Raw genomic sequence first — 17,776 nt, 5'->3', positions numbered from 1 at the left:
CTAGTATAATAACTAATTATTACCTAAAAATTTATTTTTTCAACTATTTTGACTTTAATACTATAATATTATTGCTAGCCAAGCGCATAATGCGAGTAATGTAACAAGCAGTGTCGGGATCGTTAGGATAATACCTATCTTAAAGTACTGACCCCAACTGATTTTAATACCTTTTTGCGCCAATATATGAAGCCATAACAATGTAGCTAAGGAACCAATCGGTGTTATTTTCGGCCCTAGGTTTGTGCCTATTACATTAGCATAAATAAGTCCTGCTTTGATTGTTCCTGTCGCACTTGTTTCAGCAATAGCTAAAGCATCTATCATCACCGTCGGCAAATTATTCATAACTGCTGACAAAATGGCTGCTACAAATCCCATCGTTAGTGTCGCTACAAATAAGCCTTGCTGAACGGCATGTTCTAACACATCGGCTAACAACCCCGTAAGCCCTACATTTTTCAAACCATAAACGACTACGTACATTCCTATTGAAAAGAACACTATACTCCACGGGGCACCTTTCATAACCCTCTGCGTATCAATATTTTTACTTCTCTGTGCCAACCATAAAAAAATTATCGCAACACTACATAAAATAAATGACACTGGAATAATAAAATATTCACTAAATAAAAACCCAATTAATAATATTGCTATAACGTACCACGAGATGTGGAATAATTTTTTATCTCGAATGGCAACAGTTGGTTGAACCACCGCCTCCATCGAGTACTGCTTCGGAATAGCCTTTCTGAAAAAAACATATAGCACGAGTATACTAGCTATTAAAGAAACAATATTCGGCACTACCATATGCACCGCATATTCTATAAAGCCAATATCAAAAAAATCCGCTGATACAATATTTGTTAAATTACTAATCACCAGTGGTAATGATGTTGTATCTGCTATAAATCCACTTGCAATAATAAACGGAAAAACCTTTTGCTCTGTTAAGTTTAACTTTCTTACCATCGCTAATACGATTGGCGTTAATATCAATGCTGCACCATCGTTCGCAAATAGTGCTGAAACAATCGCTCCTAAGCAACCTATATAGATGAATAAACGAATGCCACTACCTCTTGCAAGTCGTGCCATATGTAATGCAGCCCATTCAAAAAATCCGATTTCATCCAAAATCAGAGAAATAATAATAATGCCTATAAATGATAATGTAGCATTCCACACAATGTCAGTTACCGCCACGACATCATGCCATGTTACGACGCCCAACATTAAGGCAAATGCTGCACCAATACAGGCAGACCAGCCAATAGATAATTTACGTGGTTGCACAATGACTAAAAATAACGTCACTAAAAAAATAACGATTGCTAATAAGGTTTGCACAATTCTCCCCCTTAATAAATTTCCACATTTGCTTATCTGTGCCCATTTTCCGAGCCTACGCAAAAAGCATAAGTAAAAACCAGTAGCAAAGGTTTGCTACTGGCCTGACTGATAATAAAAACTATTCACCTAAATCTGCGTTATGGTAAACGTTTTGTACATCATCTAAATCTTCTAAAGCATCAATTAGTTTTTCAAATTTTGCTATATCGTCACCTGTTAATGTCACTTCTGTTTGAGGAAGCATTGAAAGCTCTGCAACGGTAAATTCTTGAACACCTGCCGCCTTCAGCGCTTCTTGTGCAGCAAAGAATTGATCTGGCTCAGCATAAACGATAACAGTATCTTCTTCTTCAAGAATATCACGAGCATCGACATCTGCTTCCATTAAAATTTCAAGTACTTCATCTGCTGTCTTACCTTCTAAACCAATAACTGCTGTTGAATCAAACATATACGCAACAGAACCACTTACACCCATGTTACCGTTGTTCTTACCAAATGCTGCACGTACATCAGATGCAGTACGGTTCACATTGTTTGTTAAAGCATCCACGATTAGCATTGTGCCAGCCGGTCCAAAACCTTCGTAGCGTAATTCGTCGAAGTTTTCGTCACCGCCACCTTTTGCTTTTTCGATCGCTTTTTCAATAATATGTTTAGGAACACTGTAAGTTTTAGCACGTTCAAGAACAACTTTAAGAGCGCGATTTGATTCAGGATCTGGTTCGCCTGATTTTGCTGCTACATAAATTTCGCGACCGAATTTTGCATTAACACGACTTGTGCTTTGGTCTTTTGACGCCTTCTTTTCTTTAATATTGTTCCACTTACGACCCATTGTTTCCACTCTCTTTCAAAAATAAAGTTTATAAAAATCATAGATGCACATTTACACATCTGCAAATGGTATTTAAATACTTTTCGTATCTTTACTCTGCAAATAATAACATATTGATGCCTTCAAAGCTAGATATGCCAATGTTTAAGGTAATCTTTTCACATGGGGAAATTACATAACATTTACCATTTTAAGCCAAAAATAACCGTGAAGCTAGTGCCTATAACTTGTTGTCAAACTTAATTTTTTCTAATAATGCCTGACAGCCCTCTAATACTAGATTATAAGTTTCCTGAAAATCACCTGTATAGTATGGATCAGGTACATCCATTTGATGGTCCGTTAAATCTAAAAAACGAAAAATCTTCGGTGAATCTGGATTACCTAGCATCGTAAAAATATTACGTACATTATTTTCATCCATTCCTACAATATAATCAAATTGATCAAAATCATGTTTTTGTAGCTGTCTTCCTTGCATTCCCTTTGTCGCTATACCATATTCTCGTAACTTGTCTTGTGTTCCACGGTGGGGTGGCTCACCGATATGCCATGAGCTTGTTGCAGCGGAATCTACGTCGATTTTGTCGGTCAACTGTGCTTTTTCTATTAAATCTCGCATGACTGCCTCAGCCATTGGCGAGCGACAAATATTCCCTAGGCAAACAAAAAGTACGTGAATCATGAAAAATACCTCCTACGACAAAGCACCCAAAATCAACGAGATTCTGAGTGCTTACTGTATTATTTTTTATCTGCTGCAATGCGTTTATTCAATTCTTCTGTTAACGCAATTAACTCATGTTCAAGATGGTGTGTAAATTCCTCACGACCTTCTTTTCCTTTCCCTGTCACATAAAACGGCTCTCCATAGATAAGATAACCCTTTCCTCGTTTAAAGACATCGCCAGCATTTCGCGCTCCAACGTAAGCGGCTGGAACGATTTGAGTTTTGGACAGTTGTGCTATCGTGATAGCACCCTGCTTTAAATCTGTTCCTTCTGAATTACGAGTACCTGATGGGAAAATCCCAACAATTTTTCCCTCTTTCAGCAACTGTGAGGGAATTTTGATTACACTTGGCCCGGGATTATCACGATCAACAGGAAAGGCATTTAAATGATTAATAAGCCATCCTAGCCCTTTGATATCAAACAATTGCTTTTTCGCCATAAAGTGAATTTCACGAGGCATGACCGCAACACCTAAATTTAATATATCCACATAGCCTGTATGTGTACACGCAATAATAAACCCACCTTCCTTCGGTAAGTTATGCGCATCATATACACGAGCCTTTGAACCTGTTAATTTTAATATTAATTTGACAAGATTTGCCGTAAATTTATACACTGTTTTATTCCTACCTTATTCAATAGTTATTACTATTGTAATCGAAAAGTGCTGTATACCGCAATTGTCCAAGTCAAATCGCTCTAATTTAGACCTGACCGATTAAGATATCAACATCAATCGTTATTTCACTGACGTCCACTGCTGTTTGCTGTGCTTTATGCCAGCCCATTGGCGTCATTTCAAGCAATGCTGGTACAAGCATTGCAGCAAGTGGAACCGTATAAGTAATGCGTTCTACTGTAACCTTTGTAAAACATTCACGAAAGCGTTCGACCGTTTGCTCATTGGAGTACGTTTCTTTAGTCGAATCAGCGTAAAGCTGCGCTCGTAATTGTTGCAAATAACCACTTTGCGGAACCACTTTTACAACGCACCCTCCAGTTGTAAGTAGCCGTTTAAATTCTTCATAATTTGCTGGGGACAAAATATTTAATATGACATCAAAGCTATGCTTAGCAAAGGGACTTTTCGCTAAATCTCCTACACACCAAATTTGCTCTGGGTAATGGCGAGCAGCAGCAAGGATTCCCTCTTTTGCAATATCAATGCCTACACCGATACTATCTCTTTCAGACAGTATGCGAGCTAAATGCGAACCCTCTCCACAGCCGGTATCCAGCACCGTTTTTGCTTGTCCTATTAATTCTGCTATTTTCTCCTCTAGAGGATCGTACAACCCACTATCAATTATCTTTTTACGGGATTCAAAAAGATCCTTGCTATATTTAGAGGTTGCTCCATGCGTTAGCATATTGACATAGCCTTGCTTGGCGATATCAAAAGAATGGTTTGCTGTACATGTCAACCTCCCTTGCTCATACACTTGCATGGACTCCTGACAAATTGGACAAGCAAACAGCTCAATATTTGCATTTATTAATGCCGCTCCTGCAGCTCGTTTAGAAATGGCCCCCACTATATTTCCCTCCTTTTTTCTGTTGGCGAAACAATGGCAAAACGCTCCCATTTTCTACTTTTCCACCTAAAGTATACGATAATAGCACGCATCCATTCATCTGCTGAAATAGCTAACCAAATTCCTACTAATCCCCAATCTAAAACAAATACAAATAAGTAGCCAAGTGGCAAACTCATACATACCATTGATAAAAATCCGATTTTAACAGGAAACCTTGCATCACCTGAAGCACGTAATGAATTAATAACGACGATATTCATTGTACGACCTGTTTCTAACAATATACTTAATGCTAAAACAGATCCGCCGATTGCGATAATCTCTGGATTATCTGTAAATAGGCTCATGAACTGCGTACGGAAAATTGTAACAACACTCACCATCAGTATCGTGAAAATAAAAGCTGAGCGCACGCTTACCCATAATTGATGATAGGCCTCATCTTTTTTACCTGCCCCCACATATCGACCTATAATAATCGCCGTCCCTGTACCGATTGCAACTGCAAATAAATATGTAAACATTGAAATATTCATGGCATATTGCCTTGCTGCAAGCGTCTCAGCACCTATATAGGTTGCGTAATAAAGGAAGACAATTTGGCAAAATTGGTAGAGCACTTGCTCAAAAGCAGATGGTAAACCGATATTTAAAATTTTTCGGACATATTCTTTTGAATAGGTGAAATAGTATTCTATCTTCACACGGATCTCCATCACCTGATACAACAGCCACGAAAAAACAAGTACCGCCAGTCCCCTGCTAATAATGGAGGAAATCGCAGCGCCATTAACACCTAATTGTGGCAGTCCAAAATTTCCAAAGATTAATCCGTAATTTAAGAGGACATGAATAACATTCATTCCAAGCGAAACGTACATGGTCTGTTTCGTCCAACCATGGACACGAATAATGGCTGCTAACGCATTAATAATAGCCTGTAAAAAAATAAAACTACCTATAATGACTAAATAGCTTTGCGCATATTGCAAAACATCGCCCTTTAAATTCATCATCGTCATTAAATGGCTTGAGCCGAAGAAAAAAATCATACTCATAATAAGCCCAACAATTACGTTCATCGTAACTGCTAATGCCGAAATTTTTGTAGCCTCTAAATAGCGTTTCGAACCTAAATATTGCGATACAACAATTGCAGCACCATTGCCCACCACTTCAAGTATTAATATCGCAATATGAATATATTGATTGGCAGCACCAACACCTGAAACTGCATTATCCGACAAAGCACTTAACATCAATGTATCGGCTAATCCCATTAACATAAATAAAAAAACTTCCAAAAAGATCGGCCATGTTAAATGAAATAAACTAAACTGGTCGGTCGAATGTTTCTCTCTCATCGCATGTCCCAACTACTTCACTTCTCTCTATCCATTACATAAAAATCTATTGTATCTTATCACAGATTGGCTTGTTGTATAGGATAGGTAATACAAAAATAATTGAATAGCTACAAAAAAATCCCTCTCACTGCATGGCGTGAAAGGGTGTCTTATTAACATAAGCAATATTCTTGTAATTGCTGTCGTTTTTCTGTTGTTAAGCCAAATTCTTGCTCTAAAAATACGTTTTTTGAACCGTATTTACTATCCATAGCATCAAAGGCGGCTTGCAAATAATCCTCGCGAGCTGACATTAGTGCGTGAAACTGCTGTAATTCATGATCATTAAAAGTATCTTGGATTGCCTGTGCCATGCGTTCTACCATTGGGCGTAAGTAAATATTTGTTTCTAAATAGTCTTGCATAATGGTTTCCTCTGGCACATCTAATGCTAGCAAAATAAGAGCTCCTCCAATACCTGTTCGATCTTTGCCTACTGCACAATGATGAACTAGACCTAGATTATCTGGATTTTGGATTGTTGCCATTAATTTTTTAAATGATACATTGTTAAATGGCATTTGTGCATAAAAATCTCGAAACATCTCAGGACTTACAACTTTATAAAAATTGTGACCACCAGTATTTGTTGGCATCTCAAACGCATGATTTCCCTTTGCAGGAATTTGAATATACTTTGCATCCTTGAATGTTGGATTAGGGTTATTTCGTGCCTCGTGTTCATCTCGGTAATCAAAAATTGTTTTTACCCCTAATGTTTCAAAGCGCACCTTATCCGCTTGTGTCATCTTACCAAGTGCAGCTGAACGATATAGCAAGCCATTCTTTACGATACGACCATCCCTCGTCTTATAGCCACCCATGTCGCGGAAATTCAAGACTGCCTCAAACGGAATAACTTTCATGTCAAACTGTGTCATCCACTACGCCTCCCTTATGTTAGCAATCATTTCTACTTCTATTTTATAGAACAAACAAAGATAATACCAATTATCCAATGCCTTATTTATTCAACTATATTTATTTTAAAAGAAAAATAACGCTATTGTCCGCTAAGGCAAATACTTTCTACAAAGGAAGAAATGCCAGCAGGCAACAACGGCATAGCAAAAACAGATAATGGGATAAAAGAGAAAAAGTGTTAGATTGATGACGGAACTGACCCCAATAGGTATAGACAAATAAAAAAAGCATCTTCGATTGAAATTCGGGTATAGATACTTAAATTTCAATTTGGAGGTGTTTTTTCTATGGGAACAAGAGTGAGTTATCCCTATGAAGTAAAAATGAAAGCGATTAAGATGCGATTAGCGGGTGTACCTGTCAAACAGATTCTATTGGAATTAAATATACGCCATAAAACACAGGTCGAAACATGGGTGCGTTGGTATAGAAATGGTGAAGTCAATCGTTTGAAACAACCTGTAGGCAAACAATATATCTTTAATAAGGGTCCTGAACCGGACAATGAACAAACGAAATTAGCATTGGAAAACCGTTATTTAAAGCAACAAATTGAGGTGCTAAAAAAGTACGCAGAGTTGGAGAGGAAGTGGTTGGAGAAGTAGCAGTACAGTTAGTTGCGTCACTAAGAAGCATGATGTCTGTAAAGGACATTTGTAAACACTTTGGGATTGCACGATCTACCTACTATCGTTGGAAACAGGCATCAACCGATGCAAGGTCTCGTCAAGCAATAGAGAGACGTATCGGTGAACTCTGTCGAGCAAATAAATTTCGCTATGGCTACAGAAAAATTACAGCACTCTTACGTCAAGAAATGTGCGTCAATCATAAAGTGGTTCAACGTATCATGCAAAAATATGGTTGGCAATGTCGCGTGAAAGTGAAAAAACGGAAACGAACAGGACAACCTTATGCAATCGCAGCAAATTTATTAAATCGCGATTTTGAAGCCACCGCACCGTTACAGAAGCTCGTAACTGATATTACTTACTTGCCATTTGGTCAAAAACAGTTGTATCTTTCAAGTATTCAAGATTTATATAATGGTGAAATTATTGCCTATTCGATTGGAGACTGCCAAGATACTGATTTTGTGCTGGATACATTAGCTCAACTTCATCATTTGCCCGAAGGGTGTACGTTGCACAGTGACCAAGGGGCGGTATACACATCGTATGATTATCAACAGGCCGTAAAAGCAAAAGGCATTACCATGAGCATGTCCCGTAAAGGTACGCCCGCTGATAATGCCCCAATCGAATCGTTTCATTCTGTGTTAAAGTCTGAAACATTCTACTTAGACAATTTGAACAGTACTACGACGGCCATCGTAGAACAAACTGTCAAAGACTATATAAACTATTATAACAATAACCGAATTCAAACGAAACTAAACAACCAGTCGCCGGTTCAATACCGACAACTGGTTGGGTAATGCTTTTTTGATTACTGTCTTATATATCGGGGTCAGTCCCGACAATCAATCTAACACTTTTTTTGCTGCGCCGGTATTGTCCGCTTCGGCGGTGCTTTCTGCGGGCACACCGTAAGCCGCAACCCTCGCTACGCGCGGTCTGTTGCATCTAACATAATGTGCTTTTCCCGCTAGAGTCACCACCTCCGCTACCAACAACTAGGGAACCCTTCTAATTTATTATTCATTGCAAAAGAAATAATAGTAAATATGTTCTATATATTTTCTTAGCAAAAATTTATCAAAACCAATGCACCTCTATTTAGAATTTTAAGGTTATGTCCCAGCCTCTTTTCTCTTTTGCCTAAGCTATTATGAAAGGTTTTTACCGTTTATCCTTATTTAAATAACTCAGGATATACAGCTTTTGCAACCATCTCAACAGCTTCCCCGATACGAGGTCCTGGACGATTTGAAATATCTGTATCAATAGCATTTACTGCTTTATCTTGAATAGCTGTAATCGTATTCCATCCATCACGTCCTAGAATTTCCCCTACTGGGTCTTTTACATAGTTGACAGTTGTTAAAATAACTTGAGGATTTTTCGCAATAACATCTTCCTCTGCAACCTTTACCCATCCTGTTTGGTCACCAAATACATTGTTGACATTTGCAGCATTTAAAATTTCCTGTTGGAAAGTACCAGCTGCTGTTGTATAAATATCAGGTTTTGGGCTAATTTCTAAGTAAACATTTTTTGGTGTTTCTACACTTTTTACTTTTGCTTGAACATCAGCAATTTTCGCTTTAATCTCTTTGTTTAATTGCTCACCTTTATCTTGTACACCCATCACTTCAGCAAGTTGTTGAATATCTCCATAAACATCTTCAAATGATGCAGCTGATTGAATAACAAATACTTTTACACCTGCATCTTCAAGACCTTTTAGTGCATCTAGTGTCTCTTCATTTCCTGTAGAGTACGCAATGACAACATCTGGCTTTAAGGCTACAATTCGTTCGCTATTAAATGTCACTGAATCTGACACACGTTCGATGTTTTTTGCTTCTTCTGGGTACGTATCATATTCTGTAGCTCCGACAACTTTATCGCCAACACCTAGTGCAAATAAAATTTCTGTGTTACTTGGTTGTAATGACACAACAGTTTTCGGTACTGCATCAAATGCTACTTCTACAGCGCGATCATCCTTAACTTTATAGCCACTTTGCTCAACTTGTTGGTCCGATTTAGATGTATCGTCATTTTTCGCTTTATCTGCTGTGCCGCATCCTGTCAATACAAGCGCAAGCATTAACACAGTAAGCCATTGGAATTTTAATAGTTTTTTCACTTTATTCATTCTCCTTCTTTTTCTTCATTGGATATGATTTGCTAATAAACGGGATTTCAGCGATTCCAGCCTGTTGATTCATGTAAACAGCCATAACAAAAAATACATTAGCTAGTAATCCTAAGTAATCGAAAAGAATGGCCGGTACTTCCCTTTCCTCTGACACTTTGTGTAGCACACGGTACGATTTTTTTGCCTCACTCCGACATAAGTGAAGCGCAGTTGCAGCCCCAGTGCCTTGTGGCAAAACAAAATTTTGAATTTGTTCCTTTACATGTCCTACATAAAAATCATAACGATCACTGAGCCATGACAAATCTTCTTCCGTTACCGCAAGTTTGCCACGTACCGAGCCATTGACATGGTATGCCATTGGCAAAATAGTCAATAAATCTGCCCCGACTACTTCAACTTCTTCGGCTTTTACAGCAGCCAATGCTACACCGATATGCGTTGTTAAACTATCTGTACGGATTTCAAAATCAACTGTAGATATTTTTTCACGCATGAACGGGTAACAAGAATAACGCGCATCTTTTTTCATCTGTAATCCCTTCTTTCTTTCATGAACAGATTTTGCTTAAAAGGTGCATAAAAAAACGTCGCTCCCTAGGGAACGACGAAAATAGCATATATAGTGTTGTCTAACGAAGACAGCTAATGTATTTGCCGTATATCCTCCTAGCTTCCGAAGAGTTTTTATACATTAAATAACGGTCGGTCTCCTGGCTCGTACAGTTAGCTACCTTCATTTCGTAGCGCTCATAAAGCCTTCCCATCCTGTTGTCTTTGGACAGTGGCATGTATTATGATTTTTGTACTTACAGTTGCGGAAACAGCTTCGGTCTTACACCGAATTCCCGATTATGCTAAAATTAGCACCATTATTCTGCAAGAATTATTCACTTGAATAGCAGTTTATCATATATGGATTTAAAAAAATAGTTATGAGATTGAAGCATAATCGAATATATCCACACCGTACTTAGCACTATTTCTACATAGTGACCAGCTATTCGTTATTCTTTCCTAATAATTCTGACTAAAAGACCTAGCTATAAAATTTTTTCAATTGCTTGCTCAATATCTAGTTGGGAATCGGTTGGTTCGAAGCGTTCCACTATATTACCTTGATTATCTACTAAAAATTTCGTAAAGTTCCAACGAATATTACGCCCATCTAAAAAGCTAGGAGCGATTTGGATAATTGATTCCGCTAACATCTTTTCCTGCATATTGGCTTTACCGAATTCACGAAAATCTACTTCGTGCTTTAAATAATTGAATAATGGATGTGTCCCTTCGCCATTTACCTGAACTATTTCAAAGATTGGGAACGTTACCCCGTAGTTAATTTGACAAAGTTTAATCGTCTTTGCTCCATCTTCTGGGTTTTGTTCTCCAAATTGATTACAAGGGAAACCAAGCACAACGAAATTATTCTCGCCATATTTATCATACATTTTCTGTAAATCTTCGAATTGATATGTAAAATCACATTGGTTAGCTGTGTTGACAATTAGCATCGTCTTTCCACGATACGTTTCCATTGATAAAATTTCACCGTTTGGCTTCTTTACTAAATAATTATAAATACCCATTATCTCGACCCTTTCTAGTTACTATTTTTTATATAGAATGACCAACTATAACCCCTCACCCTGTATATTGCGTGAATAATTATGTTGCTTATTCCTCAACAAATGGTTTTGTCGCTTTTAGAAATTTAGTAACTATTGCATACTAAATTCCAGATAAGTAAATAAGACCTATATTTATATGAATCAAAAATACTGTTTTTTTCATTATAACAATAACTTTTCTTTCTTCAAAATAACTCGCTCGCCATAAAAATAGCCATCTCGCTATGTTAACGGATGGCTGTTTTATATTTCTTTTTACATTTTGTATCTTGCTCTTCCTCAATTAATCTCATCGCAATATCCAATAGTTTATGATCATTAGTAGCATCAAATAACTTCTTAAAAGAGACAATTATATCATAACGAATAAGTGTTGGTTGTTTTTCATCCATACAAGTTTGGAACCTTTTCGCTAAATAAGAAACAATTAAATCTCTTTGAACCTGTCCAGCAAGCCCAATTTGCCAGATTGCTTGTAATGCCTGTCTTGCTGTTACTTTACTTTCATCATACGTCACTGCCCAGATTTTTAGAAAATCATCAAGAACACGCTCTTCTGGATCACTCTTTGCTGCTAACGCACATAAAAACTGTGCAGCACGCGCACGCGCATGTCCATTATTATATGTAAGGGCTTTAACAAGTTGTTCCCAAACTGCATATGTCCAATCAACTGGTTCTTGCACAATCTTCATCAATTTTCTATAAGACTCGTATTCAATTTCACGGTCACGCTCTGTTAAATTACTAAAAAGCTCTAAAATCTCTTTTTCCATGATTTATCCCTACCTTCATTACTTTCAGAACGTTTTTAAATTTTAATTTTATTGTGTTACACTGTACTTAAATTAATGATAAAAAGGAGAGCTTATGAATAGATCTATAACTCGAAAGTTGATTATACGAACGCTAGCGATTATATGCCTACTAGTAGCTGCATATTTTATCATACCAGTTTCCGTGCCCATACTATTAGCGGGTATTACAGCTTTTTTATTGGAACCCATTGTCATGTTTTTTAAACGAAAATGGAAAATGTCTCGGAAAATAGCTGTTGCGTTTATATACATAGTAAGTGTTATTTTTATTTCTATTATCTGTTACTTTACTATTACCCAACTAATGTCGCAAATAATTTCCATTTCCAAACAAGCACCTTACTATATTTCTAAGCTATCTGAGATGTGGGGGCATATGCAAGAGAATATTTCAAAATATACAGAAGACTTTCCTACTGAAGTGAGTTCCTCACTTCAAAAAACGGCAACCGACTTTATTAAGAAAATTGAAGAATCTTTTTTAAACTTCTTTAATTATACCAAAGTTACGACCTTCTTTTCACAAATTCCAAGCCTCTTTATTAGTCTTCTCGTTTATATGATTGCTCTATTTTTATTTATGCTCGATTTACCTAAATTAAAACAGATAACTTATAAATATTTAAAGCCATCAACAGAAAAGAAATTAAAAATTATTACGAATCGTTTAAAAGATGCATTTTTCGGTTTTATGAAGGCACAAGTTCTTGTTAGCTTTATCATTGCCGGAGTTACATTTATTGGATTACTCCTTATTCAACCAAAATTTGCGCTAACAATGACTTTTATTATTTGGATTATTGATGTTATCCCGTTCCTCGGCTCCATTATTATTTTAGCGCCTTGGGGAACTTACCACCTGTTGATGGGGAATACATCGATTGCCATTAAGCTCTTTGTTCTTGCAGCTATTTTATTAATTATTCGTCGAACTGTCGAGCCTAAAGTAATGGGCGCACATATTGGTTTATCTCCTCTGCCAACATTAATAGCGATGTTTGTCGGTCTACAACTATTTGGTATCATCGGCTTACTTGTAGGGCCATTTGTTATCATCTTATTGTTCGCCTTAAAAGAAACAGGGGTTATTAAAATCAATTTTAAAATCTAGCAGATGTGAAATAAATTGGACAGTTGCTTGAAAAATGGTGGACGTCAAGACGTAAGTAGCTCGCTAAGCTATGATTTACGGCTCTATCCAACGACAAATAAAAATAAACACAGGGCACATTCTATTCATGATAAATAGAAGTGCCCTATATTATTGTCTATTACTTTGAATTAATAAGCTCTGCTTTCTTTAAGAAGCGTTCGATTATTACCGCTACTTCTGCACGCGAAATATTAGCAGTTGGCGCGATTGTTTTATTTGCCTTACCTGTTACTAAACCTGTTTTTACTGCAACTGCAATAGGAGATTTAGCATATTCGGCAATTTGTCCTTCATCTATAAACGCAGCTAAAATAGTTGCCGCTTCTTGCTCTGAAATCGTTGTATCTATATCGGTTAACAACAAAGCACGCGCTAAAATTGTCATTGCTTGCTGACGTGTAATTTTATCATTCGGTCCAAAGTGACCATTGCTGTAACCTTGAATAAGCTTGTATTCACTTGCAGCATTGATATAGCTTGCATACCATGCATCTGTTGTTACATCTGCATAATGACTAGTAAGGTCATCTGTTTTTAAACCGAGCGCACGGACTATAATAGCAGCAAATTGTGCACGTGTTATATCTTGATTAGGTGCAAATATGCCCTCACGTACTCCATTAATAATCATTCGAGAGCCAAGATTATTCACAGCCTCTTTTGACCAATGATTAGCCACATCGGTAAATTCAATAGGATTCCAAACAAGAGCATACGTACTATTTGTTAAACTATTAATAACCGCATAGTACTTTCCTTCTTTTTGTATCACTTTTGTCGGTACATGTTGTGCTGTGCCGTCTTGTTTAACGACGATAGCCGTTGTAATTTTGCTTGCTTCCACGTCTTTTGGTATCGTTATTGTTCGTTGAACATAAGCGTTGAAGCTTGTAATATCAACCGTTTTTATAGTACTTACCGCTTTTACAGTAAACTCAATAGGTGCAACCATTAAAGAGAAATTACCTTGTTGTGCCACATTTTCTACAAACTTCACCATATCGTTTGTAGGCTTCGCAATTTCGATTTGTACTTTAATGTCTTCAAGTGAAATATCTTTTCCTATTTCTGTAGAAATTGCATCTATATTGATTTGTGAAGCTGGCAATGTGTAAGAAGCTGTTGGTGTTTGAATAACTACTAATGCTTGCTCATTCTGCATATTTTTTACCATTTGAGCATTTAATTCTCCAATAATGATATCAGCATCCTTGTTTACAGGAATAGTCACAACTGCTTTTTTACCTTCTGCCGCTAGTTTTTCCTGTAACTTTTTAGAATCTACCGTTACCGTCATCACTTTTTGATTTCCTACCTGTGTGCTTGTCGCTTTACCAATGGCCTCTTCTTTACCATTAACAAGTACTTTTACATCTTCTGTAGGAGTCGGCTTTGGAGTAGGTTCCGACGTTGACGGAGTACTAGAAGAACCACCATCACCACTAGATATCACTTCCCACTTCGCATAGACCGTTGTATTGCCTACTATACCTTTTGTAAAATCAAACACCTTCGTCAGTTCACGATCCATATACCAACCGCCAAAAGTGTATCCAGCTTTTGTTGGATTTTCGCTTGGTTTTGTAGCGACAGCTCCTACTTTTACTTTTTGCGCTTGCACTTTACTACCGCCATTCACTTCAAAGGTAACAGTATATTGTTGTACAACCGTTATTTCAAAATCAGTTGTAACTTTGCCTCCAAAGTCGTCTTCAGCAGTAACAGTAATAGTAGCTTGGCCTGCTGATAATGGATTAATTTTCAAATTATTATCTTTGATTGAGACTGTTGCAATTGCTTCTTTATTTGAGGTTGCGGATAATGTCAAAGAATCATTATCTAAATCCTTAAACGTATTTGACAAGTCCAAGGAGATAACATCGCCACCTGCAATACCTTGTTGATTTGCAATCGGTTCATTGACAGTAGGTATTTGGTTTTCTTGTACAGAAAAAACGACATTTCCTGTTGCTTCTTTCGGATCAATTAATCCGGAAGTTGTACCATCATCTACAATTGTATAGTTAAAGCTCCCTTGACCTTTAAAATCCTTTTCAAAGGCAAACTTAATTTCATCATTTTCAATCGTTACCGTTCCGCCTACTGCATTATCAACAGATTTCATGCTAAGCTTTTGATTGTTTTCGTTTTCTGGACCTGCTTTATCATTAGCAAGCAGCTCAGCAAACGTGATGATTTTAGCTTTAGCATTTTCTTTCACTGATAGTGTATCATCTGTCGCGATTGGTTCATCATTCACTTCACTCACAGTAATAGTAGCTTGAGCCGTATTACTTAGGCCACTATCTGTTGTATCAAGTGCTGCAGCAACATCAAAACTAAAGACATCATTTGCCACTGAATTTAAATATTGTGTCGGCGTGAACTTTAAGCCACTATTCCCTTCTGCAATGGTAATAAAATCTCCATCTTGGATGACTGTTGTACCATCGTTTTTGAATAATGCCCCACCTTGAATATTACTAATTTTTAGATGTGTAACGGCATTTCCATCTTCTGATGTAATAACTAATCCGCTTTGTGTTTGGCTATGTTCCGTAGTCGAAGCACTTGTAACCAATGGGCTACTTGCGTTTCTGATTACAGTTAGAGTATACGTATTTTCGATACCCTCGATAGATTTCACAACGACAGGTATACTATTTTTCCCAACTTGAAGTGAAAGCTCATCAGATGGACTTTCACTCGTAACATCTGTATCTAGTACTTTTATTGTAGCTGCAGTATCCATCACTGTCGGTGTTACCTTTAATGAAGTTACCGCATTATCTACATGGACGATATAGTCATTTGTGTCTTCTGCAAAAGCAGGGCTTAGTGTTCCTTCACTCACAGTTAAATTAGATAGTGTTGGTGGATTGCCAACTAAAACATTACATGTTGCAAATTTTGTGCCATCTTTTGTTGAAGTGACCGTAATGGTAGCGCTACCTTCTGCTAACCCTGTCACCAAACCATTTTGGTCAACTGCTGCAATCGTGGAGTCGCTAGATTCCCACGTTACATCTTGAGATGTTGCATCCGCAGGAGTAAATAAAGCTGTTAACTGTTTTGTTGCATTTGCTTTAAGCGCTATATTCGTTTGATCGAGCGCTAAATTAGTAACTTCTTTATATAGATTTACTGGATAATAACTAACTTGACTAGTTCCAACTGTCAAAATATCATTAACACCATCATTATTCATATCTTCTATAAATAGTTGCTCGATATCCCCCCCATTTGTAGTAATATCAGGAGCGCTGTTAAATTGACCTACCCCATTATTAAGATGAACGTCTAAGTTCTTTTGATTTGCATTATTTAAAGCTGTAAGAGCAATATCCTTATAACCGTCATTATTTAAATCACCAATTGCAATTGAACCATTTATAAATGCACTTCGACTTAATAGCGTTATATCAAAACCTGTATTCGTACTATTACGAAGTCCTACAGATATTTCAATTGATTTCGATGGGTAACTACCTCTCACTAATACAAAATCATCTTTTCCGTCTTGATTTAAATCATCTGAAGCAAGATATAGTGCGACTATACTATCCGATCTTTGAGGTACTGCTTCAAGCTGAAATGTACCATCGCCATTACCTAGTCCAATTTTAAATAAATCATTATGATTTTTATTATTTGTCGAACAAATATAGTCTAAATTGTGATCACCATTAAAATCGCCCATAGAACAACCATTATTTCCTGATTGATTATCTACGCCCGCATTTACTTTCAACGAGAATGAAGGATTATTTGGTGTACTATTATTAATACCTACATATACGTTATCTGTTGTAAACCAAATGATATCATTTTTTCCATCATTATTGACATCTCCCGTTTGCACACTCTTACCATAAAAGGCTATTGAAAATAGATTAAACGTAGATTGTTTTGTTAATGTTTGATTATCATGGTTCCATAAAATAATATTATTAGGGCTTTCTTGAACGCCATTTGGTCCAGCTGAAACAATATCCTGTTTACCATCACCATCTAAGTCAGTCATTGCTGTACTATAAAATTCATTCAGCTCCCGACTCCCATTATGTAATTGATAGGCAGGTACTCCTTTTAAATCGCTTAACGTAAAGGGTGTTAAACCCACCATTCCTGCCATGTGGAGTGTACCATCACTATCTTTTCCAATAGCTACTACTTTTTTTCCAGAGCTAATCGTTCTACCCGAAAATACCGCTTGTGGTTCTCCTAAAAATATTTGGTTTAACGATGCTGCTTTTGCTTCTCGAGGTGCAATCGGAAGCAAGCTAAGTAGCATGAACAAAATAATAACAACATGTATCAATTTCTTATTCTGCATTCTATTTCTCCTCTCCCTCTTTATTTTTCTAAAATGAATGCCGTAATCAGCATAACAACTGAAACTCTCAAACTTCTCTCAAATAAGATACTTTAGTATTAATTTCATAGGAAATGATTATTACTTTTTACATTATCAATCTCTATTTAAAACCGTAAAAAGGACTTACATTTAATTAAATAGCCAAACAAAAATAGCACCTATTATCGTGATAATCCGATAATAGATGCTATTGTATATTTTTATTTA

General features: G+C 36.8%; 14 protein-coding genes and 1 riboswitch. Of the genes, 2 read left to right on the top strand and 12 right to left on the bottom strand.

Annotated elements, in window-relative coordinates; translation table 11 throughout:
* Positions 1-60: 60 nt before the first annotated feature.
* The 7 genes from LS41612_RS02160 to LS41612_RS02130 form a co-directional block, all read right to left on the bottom strand.
* Complete coding sequence (locus LS41612_RS02160) at positions 61-1,356, bottom strand: arsenic transporter (RefSeq protein ID WP_036204757.1); 1,296 nt, start codon at positions 1,354-1,356, stop codon at positions 61-63.
* A gap of 121 nt (positions 1,357-1,477) precedes the next feature.
* A complete protein-coding gene (locus LS41612_RS02155; protein WP_024361394.1) occupies positions 1,478-2,197 on the bottom strand; it encodes a YebC/PmpR family DNA-binding transcriptional regulator in 720 nt (239 codons plus the stop codon).
* A gap of 220 nt (positions 2,198-2,417) precedes the next feature.
* Positions 2,418-2,882: a low molecular weight protein-tyrosine-phosphatase gene (locus LS41612_RS02150; protein ID WP_024361395.1), complete on the bottom strand. Its 465-nt coding sequence runs from the start codon at positions 2,880-2,882 to the stop codon at positions 2,418-2,420.
* 59 nt (positions 2,883-2,941) lie between these two features.
* Positions 2,942-3,550: a lysophospholipid acyltransferase family protein gene (locus LS41612_RS02145; RefSeq protein ID WP_024361396.1), complete on the bottom strand. Its 609-nt coding sequence runs from the start codon at positions 3,548-3,550 to the stop codon at positions 2,942-2,944.
* Positions 3,551-3,638: 88 nt separating this feature from the next.
* A complete protein-coding gene (locus LS41612_RS02140) occupies positions 3,639-4,469 on the bottom strand; it encodes a putative RNA methyltransferase (protein WP_024361397.1) in 831 nt (276 codons plus the stop codon).
* Positions 4,469-5,836: an MATE family efflux transporter gene (locus LS41612_RS02135; RefSeq protein WP_029747107.1), complete on the bottom strand. Its 1,368-nt coding sequence runs from the start codon at positions 5,834-5,836 to the stop codon at positions 4,469-4,471. Before LS41612_RS02135 ends, LS41612_RS02140 begins: the two co-directional genes overlap by 1 nt.
* A 155-nt stretch (positions 5,837-5,991) precedes the next feature.
* On the bottom strand, positions 5,992-6,759 hold the full coding sequence (locus LS41612_RS02130; RefSeq protein WP_024361399.1) for a tyrosine-protein phosphatase: 768 nt from the start codon (positions 6,757-6,759) through the stop codon (positions 5,992-5,994).
* A gap of 330 nt (positions 6,760-7,089) precedes the next feature.
* Between LS41612_RS02130 and LS41612_RS02125 the strand changes: the two genes are divergently transcribed.
* A protein-coding gene (locus LS41612_RS02125; RefSeq protein WP_105928880.1) for an IS3 family transposase occupies positions 7,090-8,240 on the top strand; the annotation gives its coding sequence in 2 pieces (ribosomal slippage) (positions 7,090-7,363 and positions 7,363-8,240; 1,152 coding nt in all).
* Positions 8,241-8,617: 377 nt separating this feature from the next.
* Here LS41612_RS02125 and LS41612_RS02120 read toward each other — a convergent pair.
* From LS41612_RS02120 to LS41612_RS02105, 4 genes are all read right to left on the bottom strand, one after another.
* Entirely contained in the window at positions 8,618-9,577 is a 960-nt protein-coding gene (locus tag LS41612_RS02120; protein WP_024364574.1) for an ABC transporter substrate-binding protein, read from the bottom strand.
* 1 nt (position 9,578) lies between these two features.
* Entirely contained in the window at positions 9,579-10,121 is a 543-nt protein-coding gene (locus LS41612_RS02115; RefSeq protein ID WP_024364575.1) for a cobalamin adenosyltransferase family protein, read from the bottom strand.
* 154 nt (positions 10,122-10,275) lie between these two features.
* Positions 10,276-10,478, bottom strand: a riboswitch (cobalamin riboswitch).
* A gap of 154 nt (positions 10,479-10,632) precedes the next feature.
* Positions 10,633-11,178, bottom strand: a complete 546-nt coding sequence (locus tag LS41612_RS02110) for a glutathione peroxidase (protein WP_024364576.1) — start codon at positions 11,176-11,178, stop codon at positions 10,633-10,635.
* Between the two features lie 269 nt (positions 11,179-11,447).
* Positions 11,448-11,996 carry a hypothetical protein gene (locus LS41612_RS02105; RefSeq protein ID WP_024364577.1) on the bottom strand — a complete coding sequence of 183 codons (549 nt, stop codon included), beginning with the start codon at positions 11,994-11,996 and terminating at the stop codon, positions 11,448-11,450.
* Between the two features lie 94 nt (positions 11,997-12,090).
* Between LS41612_RS02105 and ytvI the strand changes: the two genes are divergently transcribed.
* Positions 12,091-13,149 (top strand): sporulation integral membrane protein YtvI, encoded by a 1,059-nt coding sequence (ytvI, locus tag LS41612_RS02100; protein WP_024364578.1) that lies wholly within the window; start codon positions 12,091-12,093, stop codon positions 13,147-13,149.
* Between the two features lie 160 nt (positions 13,150-13,309).
* On the opposite strand, the gene LS41612_RS02095 is transcribed toward ytvI, so the two are convergent.
* Complete coding sequence (locus LS41612_RS02095) at positions 13,310-17,527, bottom strand: S-layer homology domain-containing protein (RefSeq protein WP_051147784.1); 4,218 nt, start codon at positions 17,525-17,527, stop codon at positions 13,310-13,312.
* Between the last annotated feature and the right edge of the window lie 249 nt (positions 17,528-17,776).

It is taken from the genome of Lysinibacillus sphaericus (genome assembly GCF_002982115.1).
Lineage (GTDB): Bacteria > Bacillota > Bacilli > Bacillales_A > Planococcaceae > Lysinibacillus > Lysinibacillus sphaericus.
The sequence above is the reverse complement of the archived record's forward strand: the minus strand, read 5'-3'. Positions and strand labels throughout refer to the sequence as shown.